The following is a 16,817-nucleotide window of genomic DNA, read 5'->3' as shown; positions in this document are numbered from 1 at the left end:
TTCATAATATGCCACAACTTTTTCAAAGCAACAGCCATAAAGTTCGATAATTTTATGTAAATTTGCATGTAAATAAATAACGTGAGTTCGATGAATTTAGAACAGAAAATGAGACGATAATGAAATTAATAATGTATCTTTACTTTGTACTCTTTTGTTGTTGTACAAATACAAATAACAGAAAAGATAGCAAAGAGGATTTTTATACAAGGACTTCAGGTTGGGATTACATGAGGATACCTCTAATTAAACCTTTCGAAGTAACGTGCACCGATAATGTCCAGTGGATTGTAGATACAAAAATTCCTCCGACAACTATTCAAAATATACAGGGACCGAGCGATGTTAAGAGAGTGGGCGTATATCCTCCGTATATATTATTATATTGTAAAGGAGAACCGATAGTTTCCGGACAGCCAGTCAAAGAAGCATGGTTTATTATTAATGCTAATGAGAATAGGATTTATGGCTTTAAGACACAAAAAGACTTTCTTTTATTTGCATCAGATTGTCGATTATCTAATCTTAAAACATTTGATGTAAATAATATTTGGCAATCTTTTTCTAATGGGAAAGCATTGCCGTGGACAAAGAATATTGATAAATATAAACAATGAAATCATCCATTTTAACGTGAATTCGTCGAATTCACGTTAAATAAGTAACAACAATAAATAATAATCAGTAACAATAGAAAGAAATATGAAAAAACAAGCTTTAGCCATAGCCATAGCAACCCTAACTACAGCAGGCTTTGCATTTGCAGCAGCAAACGACGACAACGTAATGCGTAAACAAGAAGACGGCACGTATGTAGTAAACACAACCACATTGGTAACCAACGTGCGCGGCTATAAAGGTGCAACACCATTAGAAGTACACATCAAGAAGGATAAAGTAGTGAAAGTAGTAGCACTTAAAAACAACGAAACACCACAATATTTTGCACAGGTTACCTCAAAGATGTTGCCAAAATACAACGATAAAAACATATCAAAAGTAGGTTCAGTAGATGGTGTAACAGGAGCCACCTTCTCGTCAAGAGCAGTAAAAGCCAACGTAGAAGCAGCCGTTAAATATTACAAGGCGCACAAGTAGAACAACACAACATACACAATAAATAAAAGCAGCATTACCGTTCCTTCAGTACAGTAATGCTGCTTGTTTAAATATAATCTTCGAGGAGACTTACTTCACGTTGCCCACCTTAATCAGATATTCAGCAATTTGTACGGCATTGAGAGCTGCGCCCTTACGTATCTGGTCGCCCGTGAGCCAAAGTGTTGTACCATTTTCATCGGCAAGGTCTTTACGAATGCGCCCAACATACACATCGTCTTTGCCTGCACTCTCCAACGGCATAGGGTAAACATAATTTTGAGGATCGTCTACGAGTGTAACTCCTGGAGCGGCTTCGAGCACTTTGCGTATTTCGGCAACCTCCAAAGGCTTCTCAGTCTCAATCCAAACTGCCTCCGAATGGCTACGAAGCGACGAAACGCGTACACATGTTGCACTGGTACGAACATCAGAATGCATAATTTTCTGTGTTTCGTAGAACATTTTCATTTCCTCTTTTGTATAGTCGGTCTCAGTCATCTTGTCTATTTGCGGAATCACATTGTAGGCTAACTGATGCGGAAACTTACTAATAGTCTCAGCTTCGCCCGTCTCAATAATCTCCTTATATTGCTGTTGTAGTTCCTGCATAGCAGCTGCACCAGCACCAGAAGCACTTTGATAGCTACTGATGCGTACACGTTTTATGTGGCTTAACTGCTCTATGGGGTTTAAAACCACAACCATCATAATAGTGGTGCAGTTAGGATTAGCAATAATACCACGTGGACGAGTTAGTGCATCTTCTGCATTTATTTCTGGAACAACCAATGGTACGTCTTTTTCCATACGGAATTGACTTGAATTATCAATCATAACAGTCCCATATTTGGTAATGGTGTTGGCGAATTCTGCCGACGTGCTGCCACCTGCACTAACAAAAGCTATGTCAATATCCTTGAAATCATCGTTATGTTGCAGAAGTTTTACTTCGTATTCTTTACCTTTAAATGTGTACTTTCTACCTGCAGACCGACTTGAACCAAAGAGCACAAGCTCGTCTATAGGGAAGTTTCTTTCTGCCAATATGCGGAGAAATTCTTGTCCAACAGCTCCACTGGCTCCAACAATAGCTACTTTCATATCCTTGTTTTTATAATTTTAATAGTGCAATACATCACAAAATGTCTATTCAAACATATACCAGTAAGGCATAAGTTTGTGTTGTTTGCGTTTGCAAAAATACAAAAAACTCTCTACTTTCACTACTTACCCCATAACTTTTTGCTACCTTTGCACATATTTATAATAGCAATTATGTTCAGAATAGCCCAATATTTCCCCATAACCGATCCAACATTGATTTTCTTTGTGGTATTGATGCTAATTCTATTGTCGCCTATTATTATGGGTAGACTGCGTATTCCTCACATTATAGGAATGGTTTTGGCTGGTGTTTTGGTGGGCGAATATGGATTAAATGTGCTGAAACGCGATGCTTCGTTCGAATTGTTTGGAAGTGTAGGCTTATATTACATTATGTTTCTTGCTGGTCTTGAAATGGATATGGACGGACTGAAGAAAAATAAATGGCGTGTTATGCTGTTTGGTTTTCTCTCCTTTTTTATACCTTATATTCTTACCTTCTTAATGGGAATATATTTGCTACACTACTCAGTAACATCGTCTTTGCTACTTGGTTGTATTATGTCATCAAGCACACTCGTAGCCTATCCTATTGTAGGACGCTATGGCCTTTCTCAGCATTCAGCTTCAACGCTTAGTGTTGGTGGCACAATGGTAGCATTGTTCTTGGCGCTTCTTGTTATGGCAATGATAGTAAATTTGTGTCAAGGCGGTAGTGGTGGCATATTCTGGCTATGGTTTATGCTTAAATTTGCACTCTATATATCAGGGCTTATTTACTTTGTTCCGCGCCTTACACGATGGTTTCTGCGTCGCTATTCCGATGCTGTAATGCAGTTTCTCTTTGTTTTAGGCATTCTGTTTCTGTCTGCTGCACTTTCAGAAGCAGTAGGTTTGGAGGGTATTTTTGGAGCGTTCTTTTCAGGGCTAATATTAAATCGCTTCATTCCACGTCTATCTCCACTTATGAATCATATAGAGTTTACAGGCAATGCGCTCTTTATTCCTTATTTCCTAATAGGTGTTGGAATGTTAATAAATGTGCGTTCGTTGTTTGAAGGCACACATATCATTTGGGTTGTACTATGTATTGTCTTCTTTGGAACAACAGGAAAAGCCATTGCAGCCTATCTTGCTGGCTTCTTGTTTCGTTTAAAACGAGAAATGTCTGATATGCTTTTCGGTTTAACAAGTGCCCATGCAGCAGGCGCAATAGCTATGGTGATGGTGGGATTAAAGCTTGAGGTAGCTCCTGGAAAATTCCTTTTCAACGATGAAGTGCTGAATGGTATCGTTATTATGATACTTTTTACTTGCATAATCTCATCGTTTGTAACAGAGAGAGCTGCTCAAAAAATTCGATTAACCGAAAAAGAAGAACCTGAAATGGCGCGAACGCATAACGACGAACGCATTCTTATACCAGTGAAATATCCAGAATATGCCGAGAATTTGCTTTCGTTAGCCATAATGATGCGTAACGAAAAGCTTAAGAAAGAACTTGTTGGACTAAACGTTGTGTACGACGATGTGAATGCAGCAGCCAATCAAGAAGAAGGACGACGTTTATTAGAACATCTGCAAAAGCAAGCTGCGTCTGCCAATGTGCCGATGGTAACACAGGTGCGTATTGCTGCCAACATAGCAAATGGTATAAAACATGCTTTTAAAGAGTTCCAAGCATCTGAGATAGTAATGGGACTACATGCCAAACAAGCTATATCGAAGGGATTTTGGGGACAATTTACACAGAGCCTTTACAATGGTTTGAGCCGCCAAATTACAATAGCTCGTATTGTGCAACCATTGAATACAATTCGTAGAATACAAGTTGTTGTGCCTTCGCGGGCTGAGTTTGAACCTGGCTTTTATCGTTGGTTGGAACGAATAGCACGTTTAGCATCGAACAGCGATTGCCGTGTTGTTTTTCATGCTCGTCAAGAAACCATCGAACTAATTACTGTATATATTCGTAATCGACACCCAAATGTACGGGCTGAATATGTTGAAATGAAGCATTGGAAAGAACTTCCACAGTTGGCTACAGAGGTGCAAGACGACCATTTGTTTGTAATTATCACAGCGCGAAAGGGTACTATATCTTATAAGAATGCGATGGAACGCATACCAGAAGAAGTAAATCGCTTCTTTAAGAGTAAGACTCTTATGATAATATTCCCCGATCAGTATGGCAATCGTATGGACGGTATGACGTTTGCACAGTCGCAACACACCGAAGAACGTAGTGCTTATGATGTTCTACGAGAGTTTATGCAAAAGAAAATAAGATAGAATTATGATAGAGATAAAAGGTGTTACTAAGAGTTTTGGCTCACTGCAAGTGCTGAAAGGTATTGACTTGTGCATTGAAAAAGGCGAAATAGTGAGCATTGTTGGTCCTTCTGGAGCAGGCAAAACCACGTTGCTGCAAATTCTTGGTACGTTAGATAAACCAGATAATGGCTCCGTTGTAGTAGATGGCATTGAAACCAGCACATTATCAACCAATAAACTAAGCGAGTTTCGCAACAAACATCTTGGTTTCGTGTTCCAGTTTCACCAACTTTTACCAGAGTTTACGGCAATAGAAAACATTATGATACCTGCTTATATTGCAGGTATGAAACCTAAAGAGGCGCACAATCGTGCTGAAGAACTATTGGAGTTTATGGGCCTAAGCGAACGAGCAAACCATAAACCCAACGAACTTTCTGGTGGCGAAAAGCAGCGTGTGGCAGTGGCAAGGGCGCTAATGAACAACCCTGCAGTAATTCTTGCCGACGAACCGTCGGGTAGTTTGGATTCAAAGAATAAAGAAGAACTACACAAACTCTTTTTCGATTTGCGCGATAAGTTTGGTCAGACTTTTGTTATTGTAACACACGATGAAACGTTGGCTACACTAACCGACCGCACCATACACTTGAAAGACGGACGCATAGTGGGAGAGGGCAACGAATCCAGCGCAGTATAATAAAGTAAGAAAGGAAATAACAAATGGCAAAACTAAAAATAGGCGATTACAATACGCTTACTGTATTGAAGGTTGCATTGCGCGAAGGCAATAGAGATCCATTCGGATTGTATCTCGACGGTGGTCGCGCAGGCGAAATATTGATGCCTCAAAAATATGTTCCCAATAATGTTTCGGTGGGCGACGACTTACGTGTTTTTGTGTATCTCGACCAGGAAGAACGCCCCATTGCTACAACCGAGCAGCCACTTGCCGTAGTGGGCGAGTTTGCATATTTGGAATGTTCGTGGGTAAACGAGTATGGCGCATTTCTTAATTGGGGTGTAACAAAAGATTTGTTCTGTCCGTTCCGCGAGCAGAAGAAACGTATGCAGATAGGCGAATCGTATATTGTGCACGTACATCTTGACGAAGAGACTTACCGTTTGGTGGCATCGGCGAAGGTGGAACATTATTTCGAGGAAGAGAAACCAACGTACAAGCAAGGCGAGGAGGTTGATTTGATGATTTGGCAAAAGACCGAACTCGGTTTCAAAGTCATTATTGACAACAAGTATCCTGCCCTTGTTTATGGCGACCAAGTGTTCCAATACGTCCACACGGGCGACCATCTGAAGGGTTATATTGCCACAGTCCGACCAGACGGAAAGATTGACTGCACGCTGCAACCAACAGGACAGCAATATGCAAAAGACTTTGCCGAAGTGCTTCTGCAATACTTAAAGGACAACGGAGGCGTATGCAACCTTGGCGATAAAAGCGAAGCAGAAGATATTAAACATCTCTTTCATGTGTCAAAGAAAGTCTACAAGAAAGCCGTTGGCGACCTTTATAAGCGACATCTCATTACAGTTGAACCGCTTGCCATTCGCTTGGTGTAATATTATAATCTAAAAATGAAGACGTTAGCTTTAGTCTTTTGCACCCTATTTATACCCTTGATGGGTGTTGCACAAGAGGAAGTGCCACACAGAGTAGATACCAATTATGTAGGAAAGCCTGCAACAGAAGCAGATAAATTGCTTGAAGATGCCGACGAAGCGTTTAATAACGAAGATTTTGATACCGCTTTTAAGTATTATCAAAAGGCTGCCGAAACTGGCAATATAGATGCTTATACTGGTCTGGGGAGATGCTATGCCTATGGTTTGGGCGTAGCATTCAATGCTCAGAGTGCGTTACATTGGTATCAAAAAGCTGCTTATGCAGGTTCAGCTTTGGGGCAATACTATCTTGGCATTCTCTATTTTGAAGGCTGGAATGGCGAAAAACCAGATAAGAAACGTGGCTTAGAGTGGCTCTATAAAGCTGCAAATGGATGCGAGCCATGGGCAATGTTCTATATAGGAAATTGTTATAGACGTGGCGATGGCGTAGAGAAGAACATAGACGAAGCCATACACTGGTATAAAAAAGCAACTGAATATGGCGACGAAGATGCACCCAATGTTCTAAAAGAATTAGGTATCGATGTGCCAAATAGTTCAGAATAGTTATTTTTTTATAACACTATAAATGTGCCGAGATGTGCGTAAATACATACTGTCTTATGTAATAAATGCAGCGTATTTTCAATAATGTTATGTAACTAAATAGAACGCTATGGTTTATTGGTTATAAAGATATTTTCTTAATTTCTCTCTATTTTATTTGTTGTTTTTATAGCTTTTTATTACCTTTGCCACCAAATTAAGCCAGATTTAACAAGAATGCAAGTAAATCTACATATTATAACGTTGTTTTACACCTTATATAATAAAGGTGTAAATAGTGTTGCGTCTATATGTGGCTTGCAAAAGCACGAGGAGAAAAACGAAAAAAAGATTGCTAAATATTTGGTAGTTCCAAATATTTGTATACTCTCTCTCTCTCTCTCTCTCTCTCTCTCTCTCTCTCTAGTAATGCAGGCGTAAACAAAACTTTACACTTTTTCGTACGCGCGCGCGAAGCGTGCCGTGCAAACCATAGTAAACAAAGGACTCGCAGGAGTTTCCTTTGTTCTTTTTTTGTGCCCTGCCGTTTACAACTCAAGAGAGAAATAAGCACAATTTTATCTCGTAAAAACATAATAAGCATCTATGGGGTTTATGCCACTGTATAGCCTCATACCCTTTTAAATATAATAATTGCATAAAAGAATGAGATTATGAAAGAAAACCAAAAAAGAAAGGACTATCTACAGCCCGATGTAGCGATACTTAGTATCGACGAAGAAAGCCACTTATTAGCAGAAAGTCCACAAGTACGCCCAGGTGGTGGCGGTTCAGGAAGCCAGACACCAGGAACAATTATCGTGGTTCCACATATATCAGACGATAGTAATCCTGACGACGAGGTGGAGGGTTAAGCAAACTAAGTAGCTTTAGCTTTCCTGGGAATCCTAGGAACTCTAGAAACCAAAAAAACAGTAACTAACATTTAAAAACGGAAAACAACATGACGAAGAAAAGTATTTTCCATTATGCGCTCTCTTCACTCTTGGTGGGTGGAATTGCGCTATCGGTAACATCGTGTGCCGACGATGATATAAACCCCAATCAAGAAAACAACGGCGACGCCCTTGTGCGTTTCAGCATAAACGACGTGCAGGAACAAGCCGTAAATCGTGGACTGGAAATGACACGCGGAGCCATTGCCAACGGCATTACAGCTGCCGACCTTGCCGGACACAAACTCGCAGCACATAGCAATCGAAACATAGACGTGTGTTTTATAGAAACCACCGTAGAAGGCGTGAACCCAATAAAGGCAGACGCTGCTACACGTGCAAAAATAAAAACCAATATAGACGATGACTTCTCGTCTACTGGTATTCGTGGTGCTGCAAGCATTCTTACAACTCCCGAATGGTTCCATGCAGAGAAAACAAAGAGCAACGGCGAACTCTACAACCCTATACGTTGGTCTATGGCAGAGCCAAACGCTCGCTTCTTTGCAGTTTATCCTTCAAAGGAGAAATATTCAAGTATGACTATTAACAATACAACAACGGCTGGTAGTCCAAATGTAGATTTCACAGTTAAGTCGAACGTAGCAGACCAAGTAGACCTAATGACTGCTTGTACTGGCGATGTACACTACGCTACACAAGGCGAACACCCAACAACCAATCTTAACTTCCGCCACGCCCTTACCGCTATTCGCTTTGCCGTTGGACAGAATCTATCATGGAATAAAACTATAGATAAAGTAGAAATACGCAATGCTGTAATGGCAAGCAAGTACACACTTTCTCAACGACTCGATGGCGTAGGTGCAGATTGGGACCACTCTACTGATACACGTGGCACAGCAACTCTCTCGGGCTTAAGCGTAAACACCAGTTCCAACCCTAACGTTACCATCATGGGCAACACGGGTGATAACTTCACCTTCTATATGATTCCACAGGTGCTTACGGGTAATAGCGTTACAGCTTACGTACACTTCACAGATAACACTGAAATCACGGCAACATTGAAGGGTGAATGGAAAGCAGGAACAACACGTACACTAAAGCTAAGCCAGACAAACTCTACTTGGCAGTATGTGCTTACCCCAACCGACCCAAGCCGTGCAGCCGAATACGACGAAACAACATCACAACCATACGGCATCACCAGTTATCGCCAAGCTCCTGATGGTACTCAACAGGCTGTAGCTTGGAAAGTAATAGGCTACGATGCCAACAACGATGGAACCTTCTCTATGGCAGAGAAGCCAGATTGGTTGACCAGCCTTAGCAAGACCGAGGGCAACGGTGGTACAGCTGCCGAACAAGGTACAGCCACACTTAAGAAGGCAGCACTGATAGATCTTTTAAAACAACGCAACGACGGATTACAGAAAGCCTCTCCGTTAGGCACAGCTGCTGCCCCTTACGACCTTTCTACTGAGGGTGGCTCTGTAAGTCGTAGCACAGCCAACTGTTACGTTATCTCAGCTCCTGGCCATTATCGTATACCGCTTGTTTATGGTAATGCTATAGAGAATGGTGCAACAAACAGTAGTTCCTATATCAGTTCTGCACCTCCTACAATGTCTGGCGGTACTGATATGATATTACATAATTTCAAAGACCACAATAACCAAGACATTACCAATCCTTGGATTGAAAAGAGCAATACAGCCAATGCTAATATCGATGGTGCAAAAATAGTTTGGGCTGACGAGAAAGACCTTGTTACATCTCCTAAAATTGCACACGATGCAAGCGGCGATGGTTACTTAGACTTCGAAGTTAAGGCAACCGACATCAAGAGTGGCAACGCCGTTGTTGCTGTTACCAAAGATGGCACTGTAGTTTGGTCTTGGCATTTATGGTTTGCTCCTAAGAGTGCACTCAACAAGATAGAAGTTACCAACTATCAAGGCGTAAAATATAATTTCACCGAAGAGACACTTGGTTGGAAGCCTACTAAGTGGGAGGGTACTCTCTACAATACACCCCACACCGTCAAGGTTCGTGTTGAACAAACCATTGCCAACAACGGTACAAAGCAGGTCAGCGACGTTACCATCACCCAAAATCCAGGCACTGTAAGAACAGGTATTTCTACCATTTACCAGTTTGGGCGTAAAGATGCTTTCCCCGGTACTGACGAATCTCTTCCTCAAGGCTCCTTTAACAAGAATGCTGGCAACAAAATGTCCATCATCAACGGTATACAGAACCCTCAAAACTTCTATATTGTCGGTTCCTCTTGGATGAAAAGACCTCCTGCCGGTTACTCTTACTACAACCTTTGGTCTGCCGATAACACCACCACTGGTTGGAACGACAACGCTGTAGTTAAAACTGTTTACGACCCCAGTCCTGTTGGTTTCAAGATGCCTGCAAGCAATGCCTTTACTGGTTTCACCAGCAATGGTAAGTTTCAAACTACAGCAGCTAATATCAATGTAGATGGTACAACAGATTCCCAGAAGTATCTTGCTGCTTACGGTCATAACTTCTATACCAATAGCAGCAAGAACAAAACAATTTTCTTTCCTGCTTCGGGTATCCGCCGCCAGAACGATGGGTCGTTGTTCAATGTTGGGAACAGCGGTTACTATTGGTCGGCAGTTCCGTACAACGCGAGCAACAGTTACGGCCTGTACTTCGAGCGGAGCCAAGTGTTATTTCTGGTCAACATCCGCCGTCCGAACGGGTATGCGGTACGTCCAGTCTCAGAATAATTGATTAATTTGATTAATTTGATTAATTTGCAGGCGGTACGTCCGTATTTAGACATACAATTAGTTTCAGTTAATCTATTTTAATTCAGTGTGGTGGCGACGTGAGTCGGTGCCACACTTCTAAAAAAAAGAGTATCATGAGTGCACAGATACTATGGCACAAATGAAAAACAAAATTAATGAAACAAAGAAATACCCACACCAAATTATGTAAATACAACCACATATCACAATGGGTGTACGAGGATACACGTTTGGTGTAAGTGGGTAAACATTGGTTGCACATGAACAATTGCAGCGTATATTCCGTGATATGCGGGCACGATAAATCGGCCCCTACAGTGGGTGTACGTGGATAAATGTTGCATGTTCTTGGTGTAAACATTGGTGTAGGTGAACAATCGCAGCGTACATTCCGTAGGCGTAGGGGCCGATTCATCGCGCCCGTCCATACCGAATTGTATAAATGCAATCACGCATCACAGTGGACGTACGAGGATAAACGTTGGTGTACGTGGGTAAATATTACGTGTTCGTGGAATAAATATTGGTTGTACATAAACAATCGCAGCGCACATTCCGTGATATGCGGGCACGATAAATCGGCCCCTACAGTGGGTGTACGTGGGTAAATATTACGTGTTCGTGGAATAAACATTGGTTACACATAAACAATCGCAGCGCACATTCCGTAGGCGTAGGGGCCGATTCATCGCGCCCGTCCGCACCGAATTGTATAAATGCAATCACGCATCACAGTGGGTATTAAATAAAATATGATTCAACTTTCGATAAAATTACGATGGACATAAACTAATTTTTATGTATATTTGCATTTTCTGCATGTGTTCTGTCTACAGATTGATACATACTACATAAGGAAAACAATATTGCAACTACTACGAATAAACAACTTATAAATACGATAATGGCATATTTACAGCGGAAAAACATTAGATGGGCAAATTACGATTATACTTTGCCAGGTTATTATTTCATCACAATTGTTACGTATAAACGAAAGACAATTCTGAGCAAAGTTAAAGATGGAGAAATATACTTGAGTGTAATAGGACGAGAAATAAATAGATGTTTGCGAGAAATACATAAAAAGTTTATAACAGTCCGAGTAGACGATTTTGTAATAATGCCTAATCATATTCATTTCATTATAGAGAATAACGGTAAAGAAAGTATAGCAAAAGTAGTTCGGACAATTAAGGCTTTAACTTCATGCCAATATACGAAACAAATAAAAGATAATGATGTGAAACTTTGGCAACGAAACTATTTCGACAGAGTAATTAGAAACGAAAGGGAACTATGTTTCGTTCGTAACTATATATTTAAAAATCCACAACGATGGGGTAAGGATAAGTTAAATCCAGAACATAATGCTAACTGCGATTGTATAATGGGTACTTTAAGTTTAATAGGAATAGATGCAAATTTTAATCCAGTCGATTATTTTGAGGAAGAAAGAGATGTATAATGTACCAAATAGCGTGTAGCAGCGTGTACGTGGGTTAAACGTAGTCATGCGTGGACAATCGCAGCGTGTATTCCGTAATATGCGGGCACGATAAATCGGCCCCTACAGTGGGTGCACGTGGTGTAAATGTGGGTGTACGTGGATAAACATTGGTGTGCGTGGACAATCCGCAGCATACATTCCGTAGGTGTAGGGGCCGATTTATCGCGCCCGTCCGCACGAATTATATAAATGCAATCACGCATCACAGTGGGTGTACGTGGCGTAAACGTTGGTGTACGTGGGTAAATATTACGTGTTCGTGGTGTAAACATTGGTTGTACATAAACAATCGCAGCGTACATTCCGTAGGCGTAGGGGCCGATTCATCGCGCCCGTCCACACCGAATTGTATAAATGCAATCACGCATCACAGTTGGTGCACGTGGATAAACATTGGTTGTACACGGTTATCTGCACCGTGTATTCCGTAATATGCGGGCACGATAAATCGGCCCCTACAGTGGGTGCACGTGGGTAAACGTTGGTGTACGTGGGTAAATATTACGTGTTCGTGGAATAAACATTGGTTGCGCATAAACAATTGCAGCGTACATTCCGTAGGCGTAGGGGACCGATTCATTGCGCCCGTCCGCACCGAATAACTACAAATTATTGTGCGCTCGTTCGCAAACATACACTGGATAAAACCAAATAAAAACTCGTGTTGGAGAAAATCTCGAATGCGAGTATAAACAAACAATTTATATAACTCAGCCGAAGGGCTACAATTTTATATTCTGACGGGTGTAGGACTCGTAAGGCACGGGTGTAGGACTCGTGGGGCACGGCAGTAGGACCCGTGGGGCACGGCAGTACATTTCGTTGATATTAACAATTGGGGCTTTCGGCTTAACAAATTTTTATTATGGCTTTTTATAAGAAAACCAAAATGAAGGTGAACGGTAAATGGTATCCTAAAGCCGTTTTAGTATCGAGTCCGGCAACAACAGACCAAGTGGCAAAACGTCTGGCAGCCGAATCGACGGTAAGTCCTGCCGATGTGCGTGCAGTGCTGACGGCATTGGGCGGTGTGATGGGCGACTTTATGGCACAAGGTCGTTCGGTGAAGTTGGACGGTGTAGGTTCGTTCTACTTTACGGCAGTTACAAACAAGAACGGTGTGGCAACGGAGAAAGAAGTATCGGCGAACCAAATTAGTGGCGTTCGTGTGCGTTTTATTCCCGAAACCCGATATCGTGGAGCAGGCAAGGGCAGGGTGTCTACCCGAGGTTTATCGGACGTAGACATTGAGTGGAACGAATGGAAAGGCAAAGAAAAAGAAGCCGACCCAAAGAAACCCGAAGGTGGTGGCGGACAACCACACCCGTAAGGTGCACAAGCGTAGCGTTATGTAAAGATTATGGAGAGGGTGTGTCTATTTGGGCACACCCTCTTGAAGTTTTTCCTATTAAAGCACAACTTTCGTTGTTGTTGTATTTTGGCTAATATCGTCGGTGCATCGAACAATGCAGGCTCCGTCGAACGGAACACTTATGGTCGTGTCTTGCTGGGTAAGATGTTGTTGTGCCAAAAGCTTTCCGTCGAGTGTGTAAATACGTATGGTGGATTGGGCAAATGGGCTGTGTATGCGCAACAAACCTTCGCTTGCGACAATGGAGAGTGTGTTGTCGGCATTGGCATTGTCTATTCCGTCGGCGCAGCCACTGCCATCTCCTTCCACATAAACCTTCCAGTTCTTCTCTGTTGCGATAGAGGTTTTACTTGTCAATGCGGCTTCGTCCTTCTTTGTACCGTTGTATAGATTATACTTTTTAGGCATTGTTGGCAATGTTGGCAGCTGGTTGTAGAGGGTGTTGAGCTCGCAGGCAGTCATACCGTTGGCAGTAACGCCGAGCTGCTTAAGGTTCGGACATTCTTTCAGGTTCACGCTGTGGAGTTGGTTGTAAGAAAGTTCTAATTCTTCCAAACTGCTCAAGCCCTTCAGTTCTGCCTTTGTTAGCTTGTTTGTTCGTAGGTTGATGACTTTCAGCGCAGAAAGATTTTCGAATGCGATGGCTTCAAAAGCATTCTTGGAGAGCAGTGCTTTTTCTAAGGTCGAATTGTTTTCGGGGAATGCAATCGTGGTGAGCTTACACTCGGTTGCATCTAATAGTGCTATTTCCTTATTCTGAGAAAGGTTGAGCGTTGTGAATAGGTTTTTGCCACACCACAGTTTCTTCAATCCCTTCAAAGGTCTCAAGTCGATTTGGTTTACTTTGCAAGAACTGAATCCAAGTTCTTCCAAGTCCTTGTTGTTCTCCAAGTTGAGCGATGTAATACCTGCGTTTCCTTTGAGCATAAGAAACTTTAGCTTGACAAGTTTCGATAGGTCGATGCTTGTAAGTTTGGTTTCCATAGAGTACAAAGACAGCAATTCGGGAGAGCTTACCTTGAGCGATGCAATGGGGTTGCCTGAACAATTAACGTCCTTGAGTTGGTTGAATGCTGTCAGGTCGAGGCTCGTAAGTTTGTTGTTTGTGCAAGAAAGCTCTTCCAATGGTGCATCTTGCGGAATGGTGAGCTTGTCAATAGCACATTCGTTGGCTATGATATTCTTTATTTTATGGCAGTTGCTTAAGTCTAATTCTGTGATGCGCTTCATACGAGAGCAGTCCACGTATGTAAGGTTAGGGCACTTGCTGACATCTAAATCAGACAGGAAGTTTTGCGAAGCCACCAATCTGATGAGGTTCTTGCAATGCGAAAGGTCAAGCTCCGAAATACTGTTGCTGCCGAAGATTTCAAGATTTTGCAGTTCGGTGCTGTGGGTTAAATCGAGTTCCGACAAGTAATTGTAAGCAGCTTGCAGTACTTCCAACTTTGGACAGTTGGCTACATTCAGCGTTTTTAGCTTGTTAGCCATACAGTTCAGCTTCGTAATGTTGCCCTTTATCTTTAGGTCAGCACCTTTTATGTCTGACTTTATCTCACTGAAATCAGTGCCAAGGGTGTAGTTTACCTCTACGCCGTCGCCCCAGTCGATGGTAATAGGCGTGTTAGCCTCTTTAGCAGCGAGGGCAAAACTGATTTCGCCAGATGCTTGTGTGGTCGTCATAGTAACCTCGGCAGGTTGCTCGTTGGTAACGTTTATGCCGCAAGACTGAAGCACAGAAGCCAAATAAGGCTGCTCGGTGCAAGGGTCTATGATGGAAGCAACAAGGCGATACTTGTTATCCTCGAAGTTTTCGATGGCAAACGGTTCGGTAGCAAAGGTGTATGTTCGGTCGTTGTTTACCTTGAGTTCGTAGCCTTCCACTGGGCTAATCATCTTCACGAACTTATTATACACGGTGCCGTCGGGGATTTCCACGTAGCCGTCCTCATCGGTTTCAGGGATAAAGTTGTTCTCTACGAGATATACATTTATACGCAAACCCTTTGTTTCCTGTTGCTCGGATACCTGACCGGTAATGTTACAAACAAACTTTCCATCGCTGTTCTTTGTTACAGAAGGAGTCATTTGTGCAAAGGCTGGACCGTAAAAACCACGTTGTAGCAAGTATTCGTAAACGTCAGTAACCTTTGAACTAATCTTCATTGCGGGCGAATAGGTGCTGAGGTCTTCCAGCTGTGTGTGGTTGTTCAGTGTTCCGTATGGTGTCATCAAGTTTCTGTTCACCATCATTCTTGGCATTTCTCCAATCTTATACATCTTTGCCAATTTGTTTTCTTGTTGGCTTGCCTTGAATGTTGCTTCCCCGGCTTGGCTCACGAACGTTACCAGCTCGTAGCGGTTCTTCTTCTTTGTTTTGTGTTGCAGGGTTACGATGCTTGTTGCAAGTCCACGATAAAGGTCGTATGCCTTTTTGTCGGTAGGGTCTGCAAACACCTCTACATAATGTGTCGGCATACGGTAGGTTCCTTCAACAAAGTATTGACGGAAAGGTTTTACGCGCACACCCATATCTACTTCCATACCATTTACCTTATAAGGCTTTATGGTAATGATGTGTGGGCGTGTGTCGTTCGGAGCTTCGAACGAAATAAAGCCCACACCGTCTTCCATCGATTGTCCCGGAGCGAGCTGAATATCGTTGCGTGTCTTGTACTTGACATTTGTTCGGTCGTTGTCGAACCAATATTCAAATTCCACTGTATTGATGGTAGTGTTCGACTGATTGTCCATATAGAACACATAAAAGATAGGTGCGTAGGGTTCTCCCACCTTCTGTGGGAAATAGTTTGCTCCATAGAAATCGTCAAACTCCAACCCTTTCAGTTCCGGAGGTAAATTTCCGGCAGGTGCTTTTTGTTGGTTCAATCGTAGCCTCTTGTACGTATTCTTCTGTGTTTGAGCCTTGGTAGGCATAGACAGGAATAATGCCGCAAGCAAGAAACCGATTACATGTAAATGCTTTTTTCCCATATTTCCAATAGATTATAGTTATTAAATAGGGGAGTAACTATTTTGTTAAGGTAAGGCAGCCGACTCCCTTTCACTGCCTTCTGTATAGGTTCTTAAGTGTAATCAACACTGATGTAATAGTATTGCAAATATAATTATTATTTCTCACAAACGGAAATATACACTGAAATTATCGTATAAAGAGTACATATTCGATTTTAAGGTAACGTGAGTTCGATGAAATAAAGACGATATGGCTTCAGCAATATTCCTCTTCCGAATAAGTCCTGAAATCGTAACTCCGTTACGGCAATCGTCGCTACGAAACAGATAAATACAAATGCTCCCAAACACCGTGGATAGCGGTATTCTGATGATTGAAGAACGATGAATTCGTGTATTGGCAATTCGCTGAACTTACGTTAAAGTATAACCTTATTTTCGAAAGACAAAGTGTCTCCTTCGAAATGGAAATCTGTCTGAACTCGTGGGGATAAACTAAAATTTCTGGAACTCGGACAAACCGAATCCTGGAAATATAGAGTCAACTATAGAGTAAACATTGCACTTCTATCTTGAATATTTAGAGAATTAAATAC

The 16,817-nt window shown here is 41.9% G+C and carries 12 protein-coding genes; 10 read left to right on the top strand and 2 right to left on the bottom strand.

Features of this window, described 5'->3' with window-relative positions; translation table 11 throughout:
- The first annotated feature begins 230 nt into the window (after nucleotides 1-230).
- On the top strand, nucleotides 231-617 hold the full coding sequence (locus DX009_RS07640) for a hypothetical protein (RefSeq protein WP_245944605.1): 387 nt from the start codon (nucleotides 231-233) through the stop codon (nucleotides 615-617).
- An 85-nt stretch (nucleotides 618-702) separates the two neighbouring features.
- Nucleotides 703-1,098 (top strand): FMN-binding protein, encoded by a 396-nt coding sequence (locus tag DX009_RS07635; protein WP_115083581.1) that lies wholly within the window; start codon nucleotides 703-705, stop codon nucleotides 1,096-1,098.
- Nucleotides 1,099-1,188: 90 nt separating this feature from the next.
- Here the strand turns inward: DX009_RS07635 and DX009_RS07630 are convergent, their stop codons facing one another.
- A complete protein-coding gene (locus DX009_RS07630; protein ID WP_115083580.1) occupies nucleotides 1,189-2,202 on the bottom strand; it encodes an aspartate-semialdehyde dehydrogenase in 1,014 nt (337 codons plus the stop codon).
- 174 nt (nucleotides 2,203-2,376) lie between these two features.
- Between DX009_RS07630 and DX009_RS07625 the strand changes: the two genes are divergently transcribed.
- The 8 genes from DX009_RS07625 to DX009_RS07585 all read left to right on the top strand — a co-directional run bounded on the left by DX009_RS07625 (nucleotide 2,377) and on the right by DX009_RS07585 (nucleotide 13,203).
- Complete coding sequence (locus DX009_RS07625) at nucleotides 2,377-4,497, top strand: cation:proton antiporter (RefSeq protein ID WP_006044415.1); 2,121 nt, start codon at nucleotides 2,377-2,379, stop codon at nucleotides 4,495-4,497.
- 4 nt (nucleotides 4,498-4,501) lie between these two features.
- The gene (locus DX009_RS07620) at nucleotides 4,502-5,179 is read left to right on the top strand and encodes an ABC transporter ATP-binding protein (RefSeq protein WP_115083579.1); all 678 of its coding nucleotides are present in this window, start codon (nucleotides 4,502-4,504) and stop codon (nucleotides 5,177-5,179) included.
- Between the two features lie 23 nt (nucleotides 5,180-5,202).
- Nucleotides 5,203-6,060, top strand: coding sequence for a CvfB family protein (locus tag DX009_RS07615; RefSeq protein ID WP_115083578.1), 858 nt, complete (start codon nucleotides 5,203-5,205; stop codon nucleotides 6,058-6,060).
- Between the two features lie 15 nt (nucleotides 6,061-6,075).
- Complete coding sequence (locus tag DX009_RS07610) at nucleotides 6,076-6,672, top strand: tetratricopeptide repeat protein (RefSeq protein ID WP_115083577.1); 597 nt, start codon at nucleotides 6,076-6,078, stop codon at nucleotides 6,670-6,672.
- A 653-nt stretch (nucleotides 6,673-7,325) separates the two neighbouring features.
- On the top strand, nucleotides 7,326-7,526 hold the full coding sequence (locus tag DX009_RS07600; RefSeq protein ID WP_115083575.1) for a hypothetical protein: 201 nt from the start codon (nucleotides 7,326-7,328) through the stop codon (nucleotides 7,524-7,526).
- An 89-nt stretch (nucleotides 7,527-7,615) separates the two neighbouring features.
- On the top strand, nucleotides 7,616-10,339 hold the full coding sequence (locus tag DX009_RS07595) for a fimbrillin family protein (RefSeq protein ID WP_115083574.1): 2,724 nt from the start codon (nucleotides 7,616-7,618) through the stop codon (nucleotides 10,337-10,339).
- A gap of 928 nt (nucleotides 10,340-11,267) precedes the next feature.
- The gene (locus DX009_RS07590) at nucleotides 11,268-11,831 is read left to right on the top strand and encodes a transposase (protein WP_115083573.1); all 564 of its coding nucleotides are present in this window, start codon (nucleotides 11,268-11,270) and stop codon (nucleotides 11,829-11,831) included.
- A 907-nt stretch (nucleotides 11,832-12,738) separates the two neighbouring features.
- Nucleotides 12,739-13,203 (top strand): HU family DNA-binding protein, encoded by a 465-nt coding sequence (locus DX009_RS07585; protein WP_006044422.1) that lies wholly within the window; start codon nucleotides 12,739-12,741, stop codon nucleotides 13,201-13,203.
- Between the two features lie 78 nt (nucleotides 13,204-13,281).
- Here the strand turns inward: DX009_RS07585 and DX009_RS07580 are convergent, their stop codons facing one another.
- Nucleotides 13,282-16,239 carry a leucine-rich repeat domain-containing protein gene (locus DX009_RS07580; protein WP_115083572.1) on the bottom strand — a complete coding sequence of 986 codons (2,958 nt, stop codon included), beginning with the start codon at nucleotides 16,237-16,239 and terminating at the stop codon, nucleotides 13,282-13,284.
- Nucleotides 16,240-16,817 lie beyond the last annotated feature (578 nt).

The organism is Prevotella pallens, assembly GCF_900454935.1.
Taxonomy (GTDB): Bacteria; Bacteroidota; Bacteroidia; order Bacteroidales; family Bacteroidaceae; genus Prevotella; species Prevotella pallens.
The sequence above is the reverse complement of the archived record's forward strand: the minus strand, read 5'-3'. Positions and strand labels throughout refer to the sequence as shown.

Excerpts from the sequence above, each read along its gene's own strand:
- DX009_RS07580 (WP_115083572.1), bottom strand. The coding sequence starts at position 16,239 with ATGGGAAAAAAGCATTTACATGTAATCGGTTTCTTGCTTGCGGCATTA.
- DX009_RS07640 (WP_245944605.1), top strand. The coding sequence starts at position 231 with ATGAGGATACCTCTAATTAAACCTTTCGAAGTAACGTGCACCGATAAT.
- DX009_RS07620 (WP_115083579.1), top strand. The coding sequence starts at position 4,502 with ATGATAGAGATAAAAGGTGTTACTAAGAGTTTTGGCTCACTGCAAGTG.
- DX009_RS07600 (WP_115083575.1), top strand. The coding sequence starts at position 7,326 with ATGAAAGAAAACCAAAAAAGAAAGGACTATCTACAGCCCGATGTAGCG.
- DX009_RS07625 (WP_006044415.1), top strand. The coding sequence starts at position 2,377 with ATGTTCAGAATAGCCCAATATTTCCCCATAACCGATCCAACATTGATT.
- DX009_RS07590 (WP_115083573.1), top strand. The coding sequence starts at position 11,268 with ATGGCATATTTACAGCGGAAAAACATTAGATGGGCAAATTACGATTAT.
- DX009_RS07630 (WP_115083580.1), bottom strand. The coding sequence starts at position 2,202 with ATGAAAGTAGCTATTGTTGGAGCCAGTGGAGCTGTTGGACAAGAATTT.
- DX009_RS07585 (WP_006044422.1), top strand. The coding sequence starts at position 12,739 with ATGGCTTTTTATAAGAAAACCAAAATGAAGGTGAACGGTAAATGGTAT.
- DX009_RS07635 (WP_115083581.1), top strand. The coding sequence starts at position 703 with ATGAAAAAACAAGCTTTAGCCATAGCCATAGCAACCCTAACTACAGCA.
- DX009_RS07615 (WP_115083578.1), top strand. The coding sequence starts at position 5,203 with ATGGCAAAACTAAAAATAGGCGATTACAATACGCTTACTGTATTGAAG.
- DX009_RS07610 (WP_115083577.1), top strand. The coding sequence starts at position 6,076 with ATGAAGACGTTAGCTTTAGTCTTTTGCACCCTATTTATACCCTTGATG.
- DX009_RS07595 (WP_115083574.1), top strand. The coding sequence starts at position 7,616 with ATGACGAAGAAAAGTATTTTCCATTATGCGCTCTCTTCACTCTTGGTG.